The 14,328-nt window shown below is 66.1% G+C and carries 12 protein-coding genes and 1 rRNA gene; 4 read left to right on the forward strand and 9 right to left on the reverse strand.

Annotated elements, in window-relative coordinates; genetic code table 11:
- Window positions 1-363 (reverse strand): 16S ribosomal RNA (locus KYX69_RS22030); the annotation flags it as partial.
- A 474-nt stretch (window positions 364-837) separates the two neighbouring features.
- Here KYX69_RS22030 and KYX69_RS22035 point away from each other — a divergent pair.
- Entirely contained in the window at window positions 838-2,307 is a 1,470-nt protein-coding gene (locus tag KYX69_RS22035) for a lipopolysaccharide biosynthesis protein (RefSeq protein ID WP_300501521.1), read from the forward strand.
- A gap of 138 nt (window positions 2,308-2,445) precedes the next feature.
- On the opposite strand, the gene KYX69_RS22040 is transcribed toward KYX69_RS22035, so the two are convergent.
- On the reverse strand, window positions 2,446-2,874 hold the full coding sequence (locus tag KYX69_RS22040; protein WP_300501523.1) for a CBS domain-containing protein: 429 nt from the start codon (window positions 2,872-2,874) through the stop codon (window positions 2,446-2,448).
- Window positions 2,875-2,938: 64 nt separating this feature from the next.
- Between KYX69_RS22040 and KYX69_RS22045 the strand changes: the two genes are divergently transcribed.
- A complete protein-coding gene (locus tag KYX69_RS22045; protein WP_300501525.1) occupies window positions 2,939-3,223 on the forward strand; it encodes a hypothetical protein in 285 nt (94 codons plus the stop codon).
- On the opposite strand, the gene KYX69_RS22050 is transcribed toward KYX69_RS22045, so the two are convergent.
- From KYX69_RS22050 to hisS, 7 genes are all read right to left on the reverse strand, one after another.
- Window positions 3,220-4,773 carry a hypothetical protein gene (locus KYX69_RS22050; protein ID WP_300501527.1) on the reverse strand — a complete coding sequence of 518 codons (1,554 nt, stop codon included), beginning with the start codon at window positions 4,771-4,773 and terminating at the stop codon, window positions 3,220-3,222. The genes KYX69_RS22045 and KYX69_RS22050 overlap by 4 nt on opposite strands.
- A gap of 10 nt (window positions 4,774-4,783) precedes the next feature.
- Entirely contained in the window at window positions 4,784-6,136 is a 1,353-nt protein-coding gene (locus KYX69_RS22055) for a DUF4139 domain-containing protein (protein ID WP_300501529.1), read from the reverse strand.
- A 134-nt stretch (window positions 6,137-6,270) separates the two neighbouring features.
- Window positions 6,271-7,053, reverse strand: a complete 783-nt coding sequence (locus tag KYX69_RS22060) for a DUF4167 domain-containing protein (RefSeq protein WP_300501531.1) — start codon at window positions 7,051-7,053, stop codon at window positions 6,271-6,273.
- Window positions 7,054-7,310: 257 nt separating this feature from the next.
- The gene (gene prmC / locus KYX69_RS22065) at window positions 7,311-8,174 is read right to left on the reverse strand and encodes a peptide chain release factor N(5)-glutamine methyltransferase (RefSeq protein WP_300501532.1); all 864 of its coding nucleotides are present in this window, start codon (window positions 8,172-8,174) and stop codon (window positions 7,311-7,313) included.
- 72 nt (window positions 8,175-8,246) lie between these two features.
- Window positions 8,247-8,495 (reverse strand): hypothetical protein, encoded by a 249-nt coding sequence (locus KYX69_RS22070; RefSeq protein ID WP_300501533.1) that lies wholly within the window; start codon window positions 8,493-8,495, stop codon window positions 8,247-8,249.
- A gap of 53 nt (window positions 8,496-8,548) precedes the next feature.
- Complete coding sequence (gene prfA, locus KYX69_RS22075) at window positions 8,549-9,622, reverse strand: peptide chain release factor 1 (protein WP_066660676.1); 1,074 nt, start codon at window positions 9,620-9,622, stop codon at window positions 8,549-8,551.
- Window positions 9,619-10,866, reverse strand: coding sequence for a histidine--tRNA ligase (gene hisS / locus KYX69_RS22080; RefSeq protein ID WP_300501534.1), 1,248 nt, complete (start codon window positions 10,864-10,866; stop codon window positions 9,619-9,621). Before hisS ends, prfA begins: the two co-directional genes overlap by 4 nt.
- A gap of 82 nt (window positions 10,867-10,948) precedes the next feature.
- On the opposite strand from hisS, the gene miaB reads away from it, so the two are divergent.
- On the forward strand, window positions 10,949-12,265 hold the full coding sequence (gene miaB / locus KYX69_RS22085) for a tRNA (N6-isopentenyl adenosine(37)-C2)-methylthiotransferase MiaB (protein ID WP_300501535.1): 1,317 nt from the start codon (window positions 10,949-10,951) through the stop codon (window positions 12,263-12,265).
- A 68-nt stretch (window positions 12,266-12,333) separates the two neighbouring features.
- Window positions 12,334-14,211 (forward strand): M61 family peptidase, encoded by a 1,878-nt coding sequence (locus KYX69_RS22090; RefSeq protein ID WP_300501536.1) that lies wholly within the window; start codon window positions 12,334-12,336, stop codon window positions 14,209-14,211.
- Window positions 14,212-14,328 lie beyond the last annotated feature (117 nt).

The raw sequence follows: 14,328 nt of genomic DNA on the forward strand, positions 1-14,328 counted from the left end.
GCTGGATCAGGCTTTCGCCCATTGTCCAATATTCCCCACTGCTGCCTCCCGTAGGAGTCTGGGCCGTGTCTCAGTCCCAGTGTGGCTGATCATCCTCTCAGACCAGCTAAGGATCGTCGCCTTGGTGGGCCTTTACCCCGCCAACTAGCTAATCCTACGCGGGCTCATCCTTGGGCGATAAATCTTTGGTCTTACGACATCATCCGGTATTAGCAGTCATTTCTAACTGTTATTCCGAACCCAAGGGCAGATTCCCACGCGTTACGCACCCGTGCGCCACTAAGGCCGAAGCCTTCGTTCGACTTGCATGTGTTAGGCATGCCGCCAGCGTTCATTCTGAGCCAGGATCAAACTCTCAAGTTTGATGTACCACATCTGCGAGCCGGAATGTGCCCGCAGGTGCAGCTCATTTCTAGGAGCCGTTCCTGCACAATCTTTCACGTAATGGAAACGTGTAGGACATGTTTGAACTCGCCAGCGAAACCGAAGTCCCGTTGAGCGAAGTCCATGGAACGGCTTGGTTTTACCGAGTATCTGACACCTAGAAGCTGTCAGACCCGGGGCCGCCGCCCACATGTCCCTTCATCAAAATCACAATTTCAAAGAGCGACAAAGACCGACGCACCGTCTAACCCCTTTTTCTCGGGGCGACCTGTGCGCCTGGTTTTTGGTGACCGTCGAAGCGTTCCGGTGAGGAGCACCGCGTTGGTGGAGTGGCTTCTATGCGCGGCTTCGGATTCGGTCAACAACCTTTTTGCATTTTTATTGCGCTTTCTCTGAAACCCGCAGAAAACTGCGGTTTACGGGGCATCAAGACGTGTCTGCGATAGGGGTTTCATGACCGAATCATCCGCCGAATCGACGAATCACGGGCCAGAATCGCTCCGGAATCAGGTCCGCAGCGCGGTGATCTGGCGTTCGGGCACCCAGATTCTGGGGCAGATCATCGCCTGGGGCGCCACATTCCTCGTGATTCGGATGCTCGATCCGACCGATTACGGCCTGTTCGCGATGACTCAGGTGATTCTGGTGCTGCTCAACCTGCTCAACGGCTATGGCCTTGCAGGTGGGCTGATCCAGAAGGCGCACGTCGACGATCGTGCGATTCGCCAGCTGTTCGGAATGCTGCTGTTGCTGAACTTCGGGCTTGGCGCGCTCCAGTTCCTGGCCGCCCCGCTCGCTGCGGCCTATTATCGCCAGCCGATCGTCGCCGATCTGCTCCGCGTTCAGGCACTCCTCTATATAGCGACGCCGTTCATTGCCTTCCCCTATGCGCTGCTCGCGCGCGCGATGGACTTTCGTAAGCAAGCGCAGGTGAACCTGGTGTCTGCGGTTGCCGGCGCACTCGCCGCGGTGGCCGGCGCATTTGCCGGGCTTGGCGTCTGGACGTTGGTGCTGGCGCCGCTGGTTCTGTTCGGGACGCGCGCGATCGGCATGACCTGGGCCGCCGGATCGTTGATGTGGCCGAGCTTCGATTTTCGCGGCGCAGGCGACATGGCGCGATTCGGCGGGCTGATCGCCACCGGGCAATTCTTCTGGTTCGTGCAGAGCCAGTCGGACGTGTTCATCGCCGGGCGAAGTTTCGACCCGCACTGGCTGGGCATCTATACCACCAGCCTGTTCCTCACCCAGATCCTCGTCCAGAAGTTCATCCCCGCGCTGAACGAAGTCGCCTTCTCCGCTTATGCAAGGATGCAGGATGATGCCGCGGGCAGCGCGACCGCCTTCGCGCGGTCCGTGCGCCTCATCATGGTCGTCGCCATGCCCTTCTATCTCGGGCTTGCGGTCACCGCCGATCCACTGGTGCATGTCGCGCTCGGGGAAAAGTGGATCGAGGCGGCACCGATCGTCCAGCTGCTCGCGCTCGCCATGCCGTTCATGACGCTGCAGGTGCTGTTCGCCCCGGCGACCGACGCGCGCGGGCGCCCCGGCCTCGGCGCACAGATCGCCGCGATCGGCGCGCTGCTGCTTCCAGCCGCGTTCCTGGTCGGCGTGAAGTGGGGGGTAACCGGACTAGCATCCGCGTGGATCGCGGTGTGGCCGCTGTTCCTGCTCGTCACCGCCGCGCGCAGCCTGCCCGCGATCGGTCTGTCGTGGCGCGATTGGCTCGCGGCGGTCCTTCCGCCGGTCTCGGCCGCAATCGGAATGGCGCTGGTCGTCGGATTGATTGACCGCATCCTTCCACCGCTCGCACCCCTGCCCCATCTACTGCTACTCGCCGCAGCGGGGGCGGCAGTCTACGGCGCATGGCTAGGGTTTTTCGCGCGCGCGACGGTGGAGGACGCCATCGCGATGATTCGGCGATAAAAGGAAGTTTGCTCGCACAAAGCCACGAAGCCACGAAAATTGTGCAGCAGAATCATCGCCGCATCAGCGGCATTCCATCGGTGAGCAGATTCTGATGCGGCGACGCCGCACGTGCGAATCAAAATCCGGACCGAAACCCTAAGCCGTTTGGATATAGGCCCGCATCTGCTCCGCCTCGGCTTCGATCTTCTCGATCCGGTATTTGACCAGATCACCGATCGATACAAAGCCGATCAGCGCGCCGCCCTCGACCACCGGCAAGTGGCGGATGCGCCGCTGGGTCATCAGCGACAATGCGCCGAGCACCGATTCGCCGCGCGCCACGGTAATCGCTGGCGCAGTCATCACCATCCGCACCTTGGTATCGAGCGCCGTCGGCCCATCGCGCTTCAGACAATGAATCACGTCGCGTTCGGAAAAGATGCCGGCGACCACGCCGCCCTCGACCACCGGCACCGCGCCGATGCGTCGGTCGGCGAGCAGGGCAACCGCCTCACGCACGGTCGCGTCGCCGCCGATGGTTGTGACATCCTGTCCCTTGGTGCCGAGGATTGCTGCGATGGTCATCGCCAGTCTCCTTCATCTCGTTAGGCGGTTGAGAGTCCCACGATTCGTCCCCAAATGAAAGGGCATGGAACCGAACCTCGACAATCCCGATTATGCGCGCCTCGCCTGGCGCCGCTACCGCCGCATCTTCGGCTTTGTCGGGCTGCTGTCGCTGACCTCCGCGATCGTCGCGGTGGTCGCACTCTATATAGCGGTCGGCGAGTTCCAGCTGCACGCCTCGATCGCGATGGCGATCGGGGTCGGCCTGTCGATCCTGCTCGGCGGCGCACTGATGGGGCTGGTGTTCCTCAGCTCAGGCACCGGCCATGACGAGCGCTCGCGCGACGCGACGGAGAAGAAGCGGGATTAACGGCGCGGCTTGGGCGGCGGCGGTAGCTGCACTTCATAGGTCAGCGTCCGCGATCCATTGCCCGGCACCGTCACCGTCCACAGGTTCCGGCCGTCCTTCTTGCCAAGCGTGGTCGAAGCCTTCCGCATCAGCGGCGGATCAATGTCGAACTCACCCTCGAACTGCACCGCGAAGGGGTTGGCGTTGCGCACCACCAACTCCAACGCATAGCGCAGTGGCGTTACCTGCTGCCGCTTCTGCTCGACCGTGACATTGGCGGTCGCCGGGAATTTGACCTCGACCTCCTCGCCCACCGCCTTGTCGTCGGTGCTCGATTCGTCGATCAGCAGCGAGCGCTCGCCCTGCCGCTCGAACAGCGCCACCGGCCCGGCGGGGAGCGGGAGGCCCAAGCCGTCGCTGGTCTTGTTCTGTGCCCGCAGCACGATCTGCGGCTGCGGCGCACCGCCGAACCCGATGTCCGACGCATAGACGATGCGCACCGGCACCGCGTCCTTGGCCAGCATCGCCACCTGTTTCTGCGCCTTGCCCGCGACGGTGGTGCGGTCGGGGATACGATAGGCTTTCAGGTCGCCCAGATCCTCCTGAACCGCCATGCGGACCCGATTGCCAGTCACCACGACCTCATCGCGCGCCATCGGCGGTGCCATCATCGCGGGTGGCGGCGGCGGCGGTGGGGGCGGCGGGGGCGGCGGGATTCCGCCACCACCTTCGGGCAGATAGCATTTGAATTCGAACGAATCGGCGCTCTCGAATGGGTTGGCCGTCCGACCGGTCGTGCGGTTGACCTTGCCCGCCACCACCATCGTCTCGGCATCGGCAAAGCTGGTCATGTCCGTGCTCGCCAACGTGACCCAGGCGAACAGGTCTGCCGTCCGCACGCCAGCAGCGGTACCGCCGCCATCGCGCAGCGTCGCGACATAGTTCGCCTGCCAGTCAAAGCCCCAGGCGAGGTAGGACAAGGTGATCGTCGCGGTCCCGGCCTGCGGCGATTCGGTCTCGACCGAAAGGGTCGGCTTGGCCGACAGCCCCTCGGGCACGCCGTCATAAGCGATGGCATCCTCGGTCGGCCCGCAATTGAGCACTTCGATCCCGCGCTCGGTCTCGACGATCGCCGCGCCAGCCGGACCCGAGCGGATCACCGCCCGCTCCTCCACCGTCTTGCCGTCGCGGGTGCGACGCAAGGTCACTGGTCGGGCGAAGCCGCGGCTGTAGAGACTGGCCGCCGACAGCAGATCGCCGTCGAGATTCTTCTCCCGCACCCCAGCAGGCAAGCCCGTGACGATCGCGCTTTCGGGCAGGATGCCCGACGCGACCCCTTCGAACCGGATCACCGCCCGCCCGGCGGGAATTGTCACGGTCCGCGTCTCGGTAATCAGCGCATAACCGCCGAGCCAGCCCAGATCGATCTTCTGATCGGCGTCACGATTAGGCGCGCGATAGATTGTAACCCCAACCGAATCGGGCCCGGCCGAGGTCTGCACGCTCTGCGCCTGCACGCCGCCGGTCCCGGCAAACGCACTGGCAACCAGCAACAGGGCGAGCAGCCGCACCGGCCGCGCCTTAGTAACGCGTTTCGAAGGTCGCGGTCAGCGTCGCCTCGCCATTGGCGGGCACGCTCACCTTCCACAGCGCCTCGTCGGCGTTGATCCGCTCGCTCGCCTGAGTCTCGCTGAGGATCTTGGTATCCTTCCACCAGCTATCGAGCCCGCCCTGCGACAATTCGACCACCACCGCATCGGGCCGCGCATTGGTCAGCGTATAGACCATCGTCGTGCGCCACTTGTTCGACCCGGCGCGCTCGCGCGTCTGGACCACCGACTTGACCTTCACGTCGAACGCCTCGCCGGTCTTGATCGCCAGCCGCGATCCCATCGGTGTATGCGGAATCGCATTCTCGCCGATGAACTGCGGCGCCCCGCGCGCGTCGCGCATATAGATGCGCACTGTCCCGGCGGGCAGCGCATCGCCAAGACCGCCTTCCTTGGACGACGAGAAACGCAGCACCGTGTCGACGCTGCGCGCCTGATCCTGACGGCCGAGCCACGGGTTGCGATAGGCATAGGCCTTCGCCGCCGGCGCGCCCGCGACGTCGAGGAAGCTGACCTGCTTCTGCTGGCGCTGCGCGATCGTGGTGCGACCGGGAATCGGATAGACATAGAAGTCGCCGATCCGCTCGCGGCCCGCGGTCTCGGTCCCCGGTACCATCACCGACCCCATGCCGCGCCCGCCACCGCCGACCGCGCCTGCGACGAGCAAGGTGTTGGCGTTGGTATAGGTCACCCCGCTATTGTTGGTCAGGGTCAGCCAGCCCTGCACGTCGATCTTGCCCGCTTTCTCGTCGAACAGCGCGACATAGTCGGACTTCCACCCCATCCCATAGGTGAGGTAGCTGAGCGTCACCGGCCGCGATCCCGCCGCATCGGCGTCCAGCGTCACCGACAGCGTCGGCCGCGCGCGCAAGGAGGGGGGCAGCGACGGGAAGATCACCCGGTCGTCCTTGCCCAGCACCTCGATCCTCCCGCCGATCTCGACCACCGTGCCGTCATTATAGGCGAGCACCTTGGCCGGCAGATTCTGGCCGCCGCGCACGACCGTCACCGACTGGCCGACGGCTTTCTCCATCAGCGATTCAGGCGTGAGCAGGTCGAAATCGAAATTCTGTTCGACAATGGTCGCGCCGGGCGCGCCGATCGTCACCGTCTCGGGCCGGATTTGGGCCGACACGTCGGGGAAATCCTGCTTCGACTTGCCCGCAGGCAGGCGCAGGTCGCGCTTGTCCTGCACCAGCGCCAGATTGTTGTTGTAGATGGTGACCGCGACATCGCCCTGCGCGGTTTGCGCGGCGACGGGCATCGCCAGCATCGTCCCGGAAAGCGCGGCTCCAGCCGCAAGCGCCAACGTCGTCCGCCGCATCGCATCCCCTTTCGATCTGGTGGGCGCACCATCGCGAACCCGCGCACGATGTCAACGGTCAAGGCCGCTGAAAGCGAAAAGGCCGGCCCGTAAGTAACGGACCGGCCTCTATTTTTCATCGAAGCGCAGAGAGCTTATTCGGCCGCTTCCGGCTCGCCTTCTTCCTTCTTCACGCGGCGGCGGCGCGGCTTGACCTCGACCACCTCGCCCTCGACGCCCAGCGCGGGTGGCAGCACCGCGGCGATATCGCCGCCATGGCCCGCATCGCTGCTTGCCTCGTCGCGGCGCGGACGACCACGGCGCGGACGCCGCTCTTCGGCCGGAGCCTCGTCCTCGTTCGCAGCGACCGGCGTCTCTTCGCCCTTGACACCGCGCGGCTGACGCTCGCGGCGATCGTCGCGGTTGCGCCCGTCACCGGCACGTGCGTCACGGTCGCGGCCGTCGCGATTGTCGCGTCCGTCACGCTCGCGGCGCGGGCGGCGGTCGTTGCGCTCACCCCGCTCACGGTTATCGCGGTCGCCGCGCACCTGGCGCTCGGACGGTTCATCGCCCTCGTCGCCGGTCTCGCCTTCCTGGCCACGCACGCCCTCGTCGCCGTCGAACTCATCCTCGTCGCCATCGAACTCGTCGCGCTGGCGGCGCTGCTGCGGATTCTGCTCCTCGAAGCGCGAGCGCGTTTCGGCGAGCACGCGGAAATAATGATCGGCGAACTGCAGGTAATATTCGGTGTTCACCCGGTCGCCCGCCATCTGTGCGTCGCGAGCCAGGTTCTTGTATTTCTCAAGCAGCTGCGCGGCATTGCCACGTGCGCGATTGTCGATGCGGTTGCCCGAATTGGGGTTGTTGCCGCCGCCCTGCTGGCGCTGGCCACCACGGCCGCGACGGCGACCGTTGTTCGCCTGACGATTGTTGATCAACGTCTGTGTGTCCTGTCCTTACTCAATCCGCCATCGGTCAAACAGCGATCCCGGATGCGTGTTACACCGCACGCCGTCGCGATCCTTCGGACCGAAACGGCTCCCGCATGGCTGCCGGACAATCAGCAGCGCGCATGCCTTGATTTGGGTCGGCAAACCTTTTCAACGATTTAGGTTGTGGATGCCTGCCCCGGGCTCATCCTTAGCCCGCGCGGGAACATTCTCCAAGCCTTATATTGGTGCAGCGCATCGATAGTTCAATTTCGCGGCATTTTTGCCGCAAGTGCGCGCGGACGTCCGCCCAGATCATGGTGCAGCACAGGATCGAGCCCCGCGCCACGCATCAGCGCCGACACGGCCTGCCCCTGCGTCCAGCCGATCTCCAGCACCGCGATGCCGCCCGGCGCGAGCAGCCGGGACAGGTCGGGGATGATCCGGCGATAATCGTCCAGTCCATCGGCCCCGGCGAACAGCGCGGAGGAAGGCTCATGCTCCCGCACCTCCGGCCCCAGCTCCTCGGCGATGCCGATATAGGGCGGATTGCACAGGATCAGATCGAACTGGCCGTCAAGGCCATCGGCCCAGTCGCCAAACTTGAACCGCGCTCGCTCATCCATGTCCAGCGCCGCGCAATTCGCTTCAAAATAGTCCCACGCTTGCTCCGACTGGTCGACCCCAAGCCCATATGCTTCCGGCCACTCTGCCAATGCCGCAAACAACAACGTCCCCGGCCCGGTCCCCAGGTCCAGAACCCGCTTGGGGCCGTCCGTTCCTACGAAATGCGCCGCCGCCACTTCGATCAGCGTCTCGCTGTCCGCACGCGGGACCAGCACGCCGGGACCGACCCCGATCTCGACCGTCCAAAACCCGCGCGCCCCGGTGATATAGGCGACCGGCTCATGCTTCAGCCGCCGCGCGACCAATGCGTCGAAGCTGGCCGGGGCGGGGTCGCCCAGATGCTTCAACAGCAAATCCTGATGCGACACCCCCAGCGCGTGCGCCATCAACAACTCGGCATCGAGCCGCGGCGTCGCCGACGCAATCCGCGTAGCCGCCTCGGCAAGGGCAACCCTAACTCCCCTCCCGCTCGCGGGAGGGGCCGGGGGAGGGCCTGTCACCATAGCGCGCGGCCCGTATGGACAGGCCCTCCCCTAGCCCCTCCCGCAAGCGGGAGGGGGACGATGAAACGCCGCTCATTGATGGCCATAGCTGTACGCCCAAAACAGCGCCTTCCCGGCACGCGCATCAACATCAGCATATCGCGCTCTGATCGCGCGCGCTGCCGCCTCCGATGCCCGATCCAACGAGTGCCGCTGCCAATCGGGCTTTATCGCGTCAAGTTCGGCCAAAACACACAGCATCGGCACTTCGACCTCCTGAGCGCGCACCAGCCCCAACGCCACGACGACCGCGCCCCAATGGTTCCCCGGAACGGGATGCACGCGATATCCAAGATATGCCTCAAGCGCGACGCTCAGGTCGGGACGCGTCCCGCTCAAGAATCCAACGCCGCCAGCCGCTCCGCCTCATCCTCGGCGACCAGCGCGCCGATCAGCTCGTCCATCTCGCCCTCCAGGATTTCGGGCAAACGGTGCAGCGTCAAATTGATCCGGTGATCGGTCACCCGCCCCTGCGGGAAGTTGTACGTGCGGATCCGCTCCGACCGGTCGCCCGATCCCACCATCGATTTGCGCGCACCCGAGCGTTCGCTCGCCAGCCGCTCGCGCTCCAGTTCATACAGCCGCGTGCGGAGCACCTGCATCGCCTTGTCGCGATTCTTGTGCTGCGACCGTTGGTCCTGCTGGATCACCACCAGCCCGGTCGGGATATGCGTCAGCCGTACTGCCGAATCGGTCGTATTCACGTGCTGCCCGCCCGCGCCGCTCGCGCGATAGATGTCGATGCGCAGATCCTCGTTGCGGATCTCGACATCGACCTCCTCCGCCTCGGGCAACACCGCCACCGTCGCCGCCGACGTATGGATGCGCCCGCCGCTCTCGGTCACCGGCACGCGCTGCACGCGGTGCACGCCGCTTTCGAACTTGAGCTTGGCGAACACGCCCTTGCCCGCGACGCTGGCGACCACTTCCTTGTAGCCCCCGGCTTCGGAGGTGGAGGCGGAGATCAGCTCGACCTTCCACCCCTGCCGTTCGGCATAGCGGGTGTACATGCGCAGCAGATCGCCCGCGAACAGCCCCGCCTCGTCCCCGCCGGTCCCGGCGCGGATTTCCAGCATCGCCGCGCGCTCGTCCGCCGCGTCGCGGGGCAACAGCGCCAGCGCAAGGCGGTGGTCGGCCTGCGCCAGCGCCGCCTCGTTCGCGCGCAACTCCTCCGCCGCCATCGCGCGCAGTTCGGCATCCGCCTCACGCGTCATCGCCGCCAGGCTCACCGCCTCGGCGCGCAGCCGCCGCACCTCGCCCGCCGCCGCCGCGACCGGCTCCAGCTCGGCATATTCCTTGGACACCGCGACGAAGCGATCCGACGGCAGGTCGCCGGTCGCCATCATCGCCGACAGCTCATCCCGCCGCGCCTCGATCTGCGCGATCCGCTCGGGGGAAATGCGGGTCACATCGCCGCCAGTGCGGCCATCACCGCCGCGACCGCATCGCTATCGACGGCATCGGCGCTCAGCGTCCGGCGATTGAGCGACAGCGCGTCGTCCCGCACGTCGATCGACACGATCTCCGCCGGGTTGAGCTTCACCGCCTTGTCGTAGCGTTTCTTGGGGCTGCCCGTCGCGATCAGCTCGGCGACCACGCCCGCGCGACGCAGCGCGGCGACCATCTCGACGCCCTTGGCTTCATAGCCGCTGCGCTCGACCACGACCGCAACCTGCAGCGGCTCCGCCGCCGGCTCCGCCAGCAACATCCCCAACCGCTCGATCCCGGCGGCCCAGCCAACGCCCGGCGTTTCCGGCCCGCCCAGATTGCCGATCAGCCCGTCATAGCGCCCACCGGCCAGCACCGTGCCCTGCGCACCCAGCCGGTCGGTGACGAACTCGAATGCGGTGTGGCGATAATAGTCCAGCCCGCGCACCAGCCGCGCGTTTCGCGTCCACGCCACGCCCGCAGCGTCCAGCCCGCTGGTCACCGCGTCGAAAAACGCCCGCGCCTCGTCGGTCAGATAGGCGTCGATATCCGGCGCCGACTCCGCAATCGGCCGGTCGCGCGGGTCCTTCGAATCCAAAATCCGCATCGGATTTTTCTCAAGCCGCGTCAGGCTGTCCTCCGACAACTCCCCGCGATGCGCCTCGAAATGCGCGACCAAAGCCGCCCGCCACGCCTCACGCGTTTCGGCGTCGCCCAGCGTGTTGAGCTGCAGCGTCACGCCCTCGGCGATCCCCAACTCCTTGAGCAGCTGATCCGCCATCGTCAGCAGCTCGACATCGGCCTGCGGTTCCGCAGCCCCGATGATCTCGGCGTCGATCTGGTGGAACTGGCGATACCGCCCCTTTTGCGGGCGTTCGTAACGGAACACCGGCCCATGCGTGGTCAGCTTGAGCGGCGCATATTGCTGCCACCCCTCGGTGATGTACGCCCGGCAAATGCCCGCGGTGAATTCCGGCCGCAGCGTCAGCAGCTCGTCGCCGCGGTCCGGAAAAGTGTACATTTCCTTCGACACGACATCGCTGGTCTCGCCCATCGACCGCGCGAACACCCCGGTGGATTCGAACACCGGCACCTGAACCTGCTGGAAGCAGTAAAGCCGCCGCACATGCTCGAACGCCTCGACCACGCGGGCGAAGCGGCGCTGTTCGTCGCCAAAGATGTCCTGCGTGCCACGCACGCGGCGGGGAGTTTCGATCCGTGCCATTTGCGGCGGCTATCTATTGGCAGCGCGACCGGAACGCCAGAGGCGGTTTCGCGCGCCCCCCCAATCCACTATAGCGCCGCCGATGAACGCCCCCACCACCCCCAAGACCTATCACGTCAAATCCTTCGGCTGTCAGATGAACGTCTATGACGGCGAGCGCATGGCCGAGCTGATGGCGGCACAGGGCATGACCGCCGCGCCCGACGCAGACAGCGCCGACCTGATCGTGCTCAACACCTGCCACATCCGCGAAAAGGCGACCGAGAAGGTCTATTCAGACATCGGCCGCGTCCGCAAATCCGCGCGCCTTGCCGATCGCGCCGCGCCGATGATCGCCGTCGCCGGCTGCGTCGCACAGGCCGAGGGGGAAGAGATCGCCCACCGCGCCAAGGTCGACATCGTCGTCGGGCCACAGGCCTATCACAACCTCCCCGACCTCGTCGCTCAGGCCTCGGCACAGGGCCGTGCGATCGACACCGACATGCCCGCCATCGCGAAGTTCGGCGCGCTCCCCGCCCGCCGCAAGACCGGTCCGACCGCGTTCCTGACGGTTCAGGAAGGGTGCGACAAATTCTGCACCTATTGCGTCGTTCCCTACACGCGCGGCGCCGAGGTCAGCCGGCCGTTCGCCGCGATCGTCGACGAAGCCAAGTCACTGGTCGACGCCGGCGCGCGTGAGATCACGCTGCTCGGCCAGAACGTCAATGCATGGGACGATGCGGAGGGCACCGGCCTGCACGGCCTGATCGCCGCGCTCGACCGGATCGAGGGGCTGGCGCGCATCCGCTACACCACCAGCCACCCCAACGACATGAAGGAAGGCCTGATCCGCGCGCATGCGGAGGTCGAGAAGCTGATGCCCTTCCTCCATTTGCCGGTGCAGGCAGGCAATGACCGTATCCTCAAGGCAATGAACCGCAGCCACGGCCGCGATTCATATCTGCGCATCCTCGACCGCTTCCGCGCCGCGCGGCCCGACATTGCGCTGTCGGGCGATTTCATCGTCGGCTTCCCCGGCGAGACCGAGGACGAGTTCCGCGATACGCTCAGCCTGGTCGATGCGGTCGGCTATGCCCAGTGTTTCAGCTTCAAATACTCCCCCCGCCCCGGCACCCCGGCGGCAGAGATGGACGGCGCGGTGCCGGAGGAGGTGATGGACGACCGCCTCCAGCGCCTGCAGGCCGCGCTCAACCGCGATCAGGCCGCGTTCAACGCCGCCAGCGTCGGCAAGACCTGCGCGGTGCTGATCGAGCGCAAGGGCAAGCTGCCCGGGCAGATGCTCGGCAAGTCGCCCTGGCTGCAATCGGTCCATCTGATGACGGATGCCGCGATCGGCGATCTGGTGACGGTGCGGATCGAGAGCGCCGGCCCAAATTCGCTGGCAGGGGTGGTGGCTTAAAATCCTCCCCGGAACGGGGAGGATTTGCTGGTCTGGACACGCCCCGCCCGCTCCGCCACCTTCCCCCGATGCACCTGACCTCGACCGCGCGCCTGTTCGCGCTCGCCGCCCCGCTCCTCCTCGCCACCACTGTCCAGGCTCAAACCGCCAAGGACCCCGGCCCCAACGCCCCGGTCTCCTACGAGCTCAGCTTCGACAACGCCGCACAGCGCGAGGCACGGATCGCGGTCACCTATCGCGACCTGAAGCCCGGCGCGGTCGAGTTCCGCATGGCGCGCTCCTCCCCCGGCCGCTACGCGATCCATGAATTCGCCAAGAACGTCTATTCGGTCTCGGCCAAGGACGGCGCGGGCCGCGACCTCAGGATCGACCGCAGCGACCCCTATAGCTGGCGCGTCAGCGGCCATGACGGCACCGTCACCTTCGCCTACACCCTCTATGGCGACCGCGGTGATGGCACCTATAGCCAGATCGACCAGACCCACGCGCATCTCAACATGCCAGCGACCCTCGTCTGGGCGGCGGGCTATGACGACCGCCCGATCCGCGTCACCTTCCGCCCCGCCGATCCCAAATGGAAGGTCGCGACCCAGCTCGCGCCCGTGACCGGCAGCGCCACGACCTTCTGGGCGCCGCACCTCCAATATCTGCTCGACAGCCCGACCGAGCTGTCGGACCATCACTTACGCGAATGGACGATCAACTCGGGCGGCAAGACCCAGACGATCCGCCTCGCCGTGCACAGCGCCGACACGCCCGAAACCATCGACGCCTATGCGGAGAAGGCCAAGAAGGTCGTCGCCGAGCAGATCCGCATCTTCGGCACCGCGCCCGAGTTCGACTTCGGCACCTACACCTTCATCGCCGATTATGTGCCGCAGATCAGCGGCGATGGGATGGAGCATCGCAACTCGACGATCATCAGCCAGCCGCGCACGCTGGCGGCGGGCAAGTTCGCCCAGCTCGGCACGCTCAGCCATGAATTCATCCACGCCTGGAACGTCGAGCGGCTGCGCCCGGCAGAACTCGAGCCCTTCGACTTCACCCAGGCCGATCCGACCCCGTCCTTGTGGTTCGCGGAGGGCTTCACCCAATATTATGGCCCGCTGGCGATCCGCCGCGCCGGAGAAATGCCGCTCGACGCCTATCTCGCCAGCCTTGGCGGCACGCTCGACTTCATCGTCAACAACTCCGCCCGCCGCTACGGCTCGCCCCAGGAAATGAGCCTGCGCGCGCCGTTCGTCGACGCCGCCGCGTCGATCGACCCGGTGAACGAGCGGATCTTCGCCTCATACTACCCGTACGGCGCAGTCGTCGCGCTCGCGCTCGACCTGACGCTGCGCCAGCGTTTCGACACCGATCTCGACGCCTATATGCGCCATCTTTGGCAGCGGCATGGTGAACAGCGCAATTTCGCACCCGTCAAACCCTATACCCCCGCCGACCTCGAAGCGGGCCTCGCCGAACTGACCCGCGACCCGGCCTTCGCCAAGCAGTTCTTCGACGCGCATATCCGCGGCAGCGCTCTGCCTGATTTCGCGCCCCTGCTCGCCCAGGCCGGCCTCGTATTGCGCCCGGCCGACGCCAGCCGCGCATGGATCGGCACGACCAACGTCACCGGCGGCGACGGCGAGCCGGTGCGCCTCGGCGACATCCCCGTCCCTGGCAGCCCGCTCTATGCCGCCGGCCTGACGCGCGGCGACACCATCACCGCGCTCGACGGCAAGGGAATCGCCACGCCGGCGGACTTCCGCACCGCGCTCGCCGGGCTCAAGCCCGGCCAGCCCGCCGCGATCACCTTCGCGACGCGCGCCGGCCCGGCCAGCGCGACGATCACCCCGGTCGCCGACCCGCGACTGACGATCGTCACGCTAGAAACGGCAGGCGGAACGCCCACGGCAGCGCAGCGCGCCTTCCGTCGCAGCTGGCTAGGTACGGATCTGTAATTTGCAGTTGCTCGGCGGTTGTCCCTTGAGGGTCTCAAGGATCTGTCCGCACTCGCCGGCCGATGGGTCGGTGGTGCTGTATCGGGTCTCACAAGGCCGGGCGTTGCATTGACTCGA

This window comes from Sphingomonas sp., assembly GCF_030145815.1.
Lineage (GTDB): Bacteria > Pseudomonadota > Alphaproteobacteria > Sphingomonadales > Sphingomonadaceae > Sphingomonas.

Bases quoted from the DNA above. Each gene is read 5' to 3' on its own strand.
- KYX69_RS22035 (WP_300501521.1), top strand. From the start codon at position 838: ATGACCGAATCATCCGCCGAATCGACGAATCACGGGCCAGAATCGCTC.
- KYX69_RS22040 (WP_300501523.1), bottom strand. From the start codon at position 2,874: ATGACCATCGCAGCAATCCTCGGCACCAAGGGACAGGATGTCACAACC.
- KYX69_RS22045 (WP_300501525.1), top strand. From the start codon at position 2,939: ATGGAACCGAACCTCGACAATCCCGATTATGCGCGCCTCGCCTGGCGC.
- KYX69_RS22055 (WP_300501529.1), bottom strand. From the start codon at position 6,136: ATGCGGCGGACGACGTTGGCGCTTGCGGCTGGAGCCGCGCTTTCCGGG.
- prmC (WP_300501532.1), bottom strand. From the start codon at position 8,174: ATGGTGACAGGCCCTCCCCCGGCCCCTCCCGCGAGCGGGAGGGGAGTT.
- hisS (WP_300501534.1), bottom strand. From the start codon at position 10,866: ATGGCACGGATCGAAACTCCCCGCCGCGTGCGTGGCACGCAGGACATC.
- miaB (WP_300501535.1), top strand. From the start codon at position 10,949: ATGAACGCCCCCACCACCCCCAAGACCTATCACGTCAAATCCTTCGGC.
- KYX69_RS22090 (WP_300501536.1), top strand. From the start codon at position 12,334: ATGCACCTGACCTCGACCGCGCGCCTGTTCGCGCTCGCCGCCCCGCTC.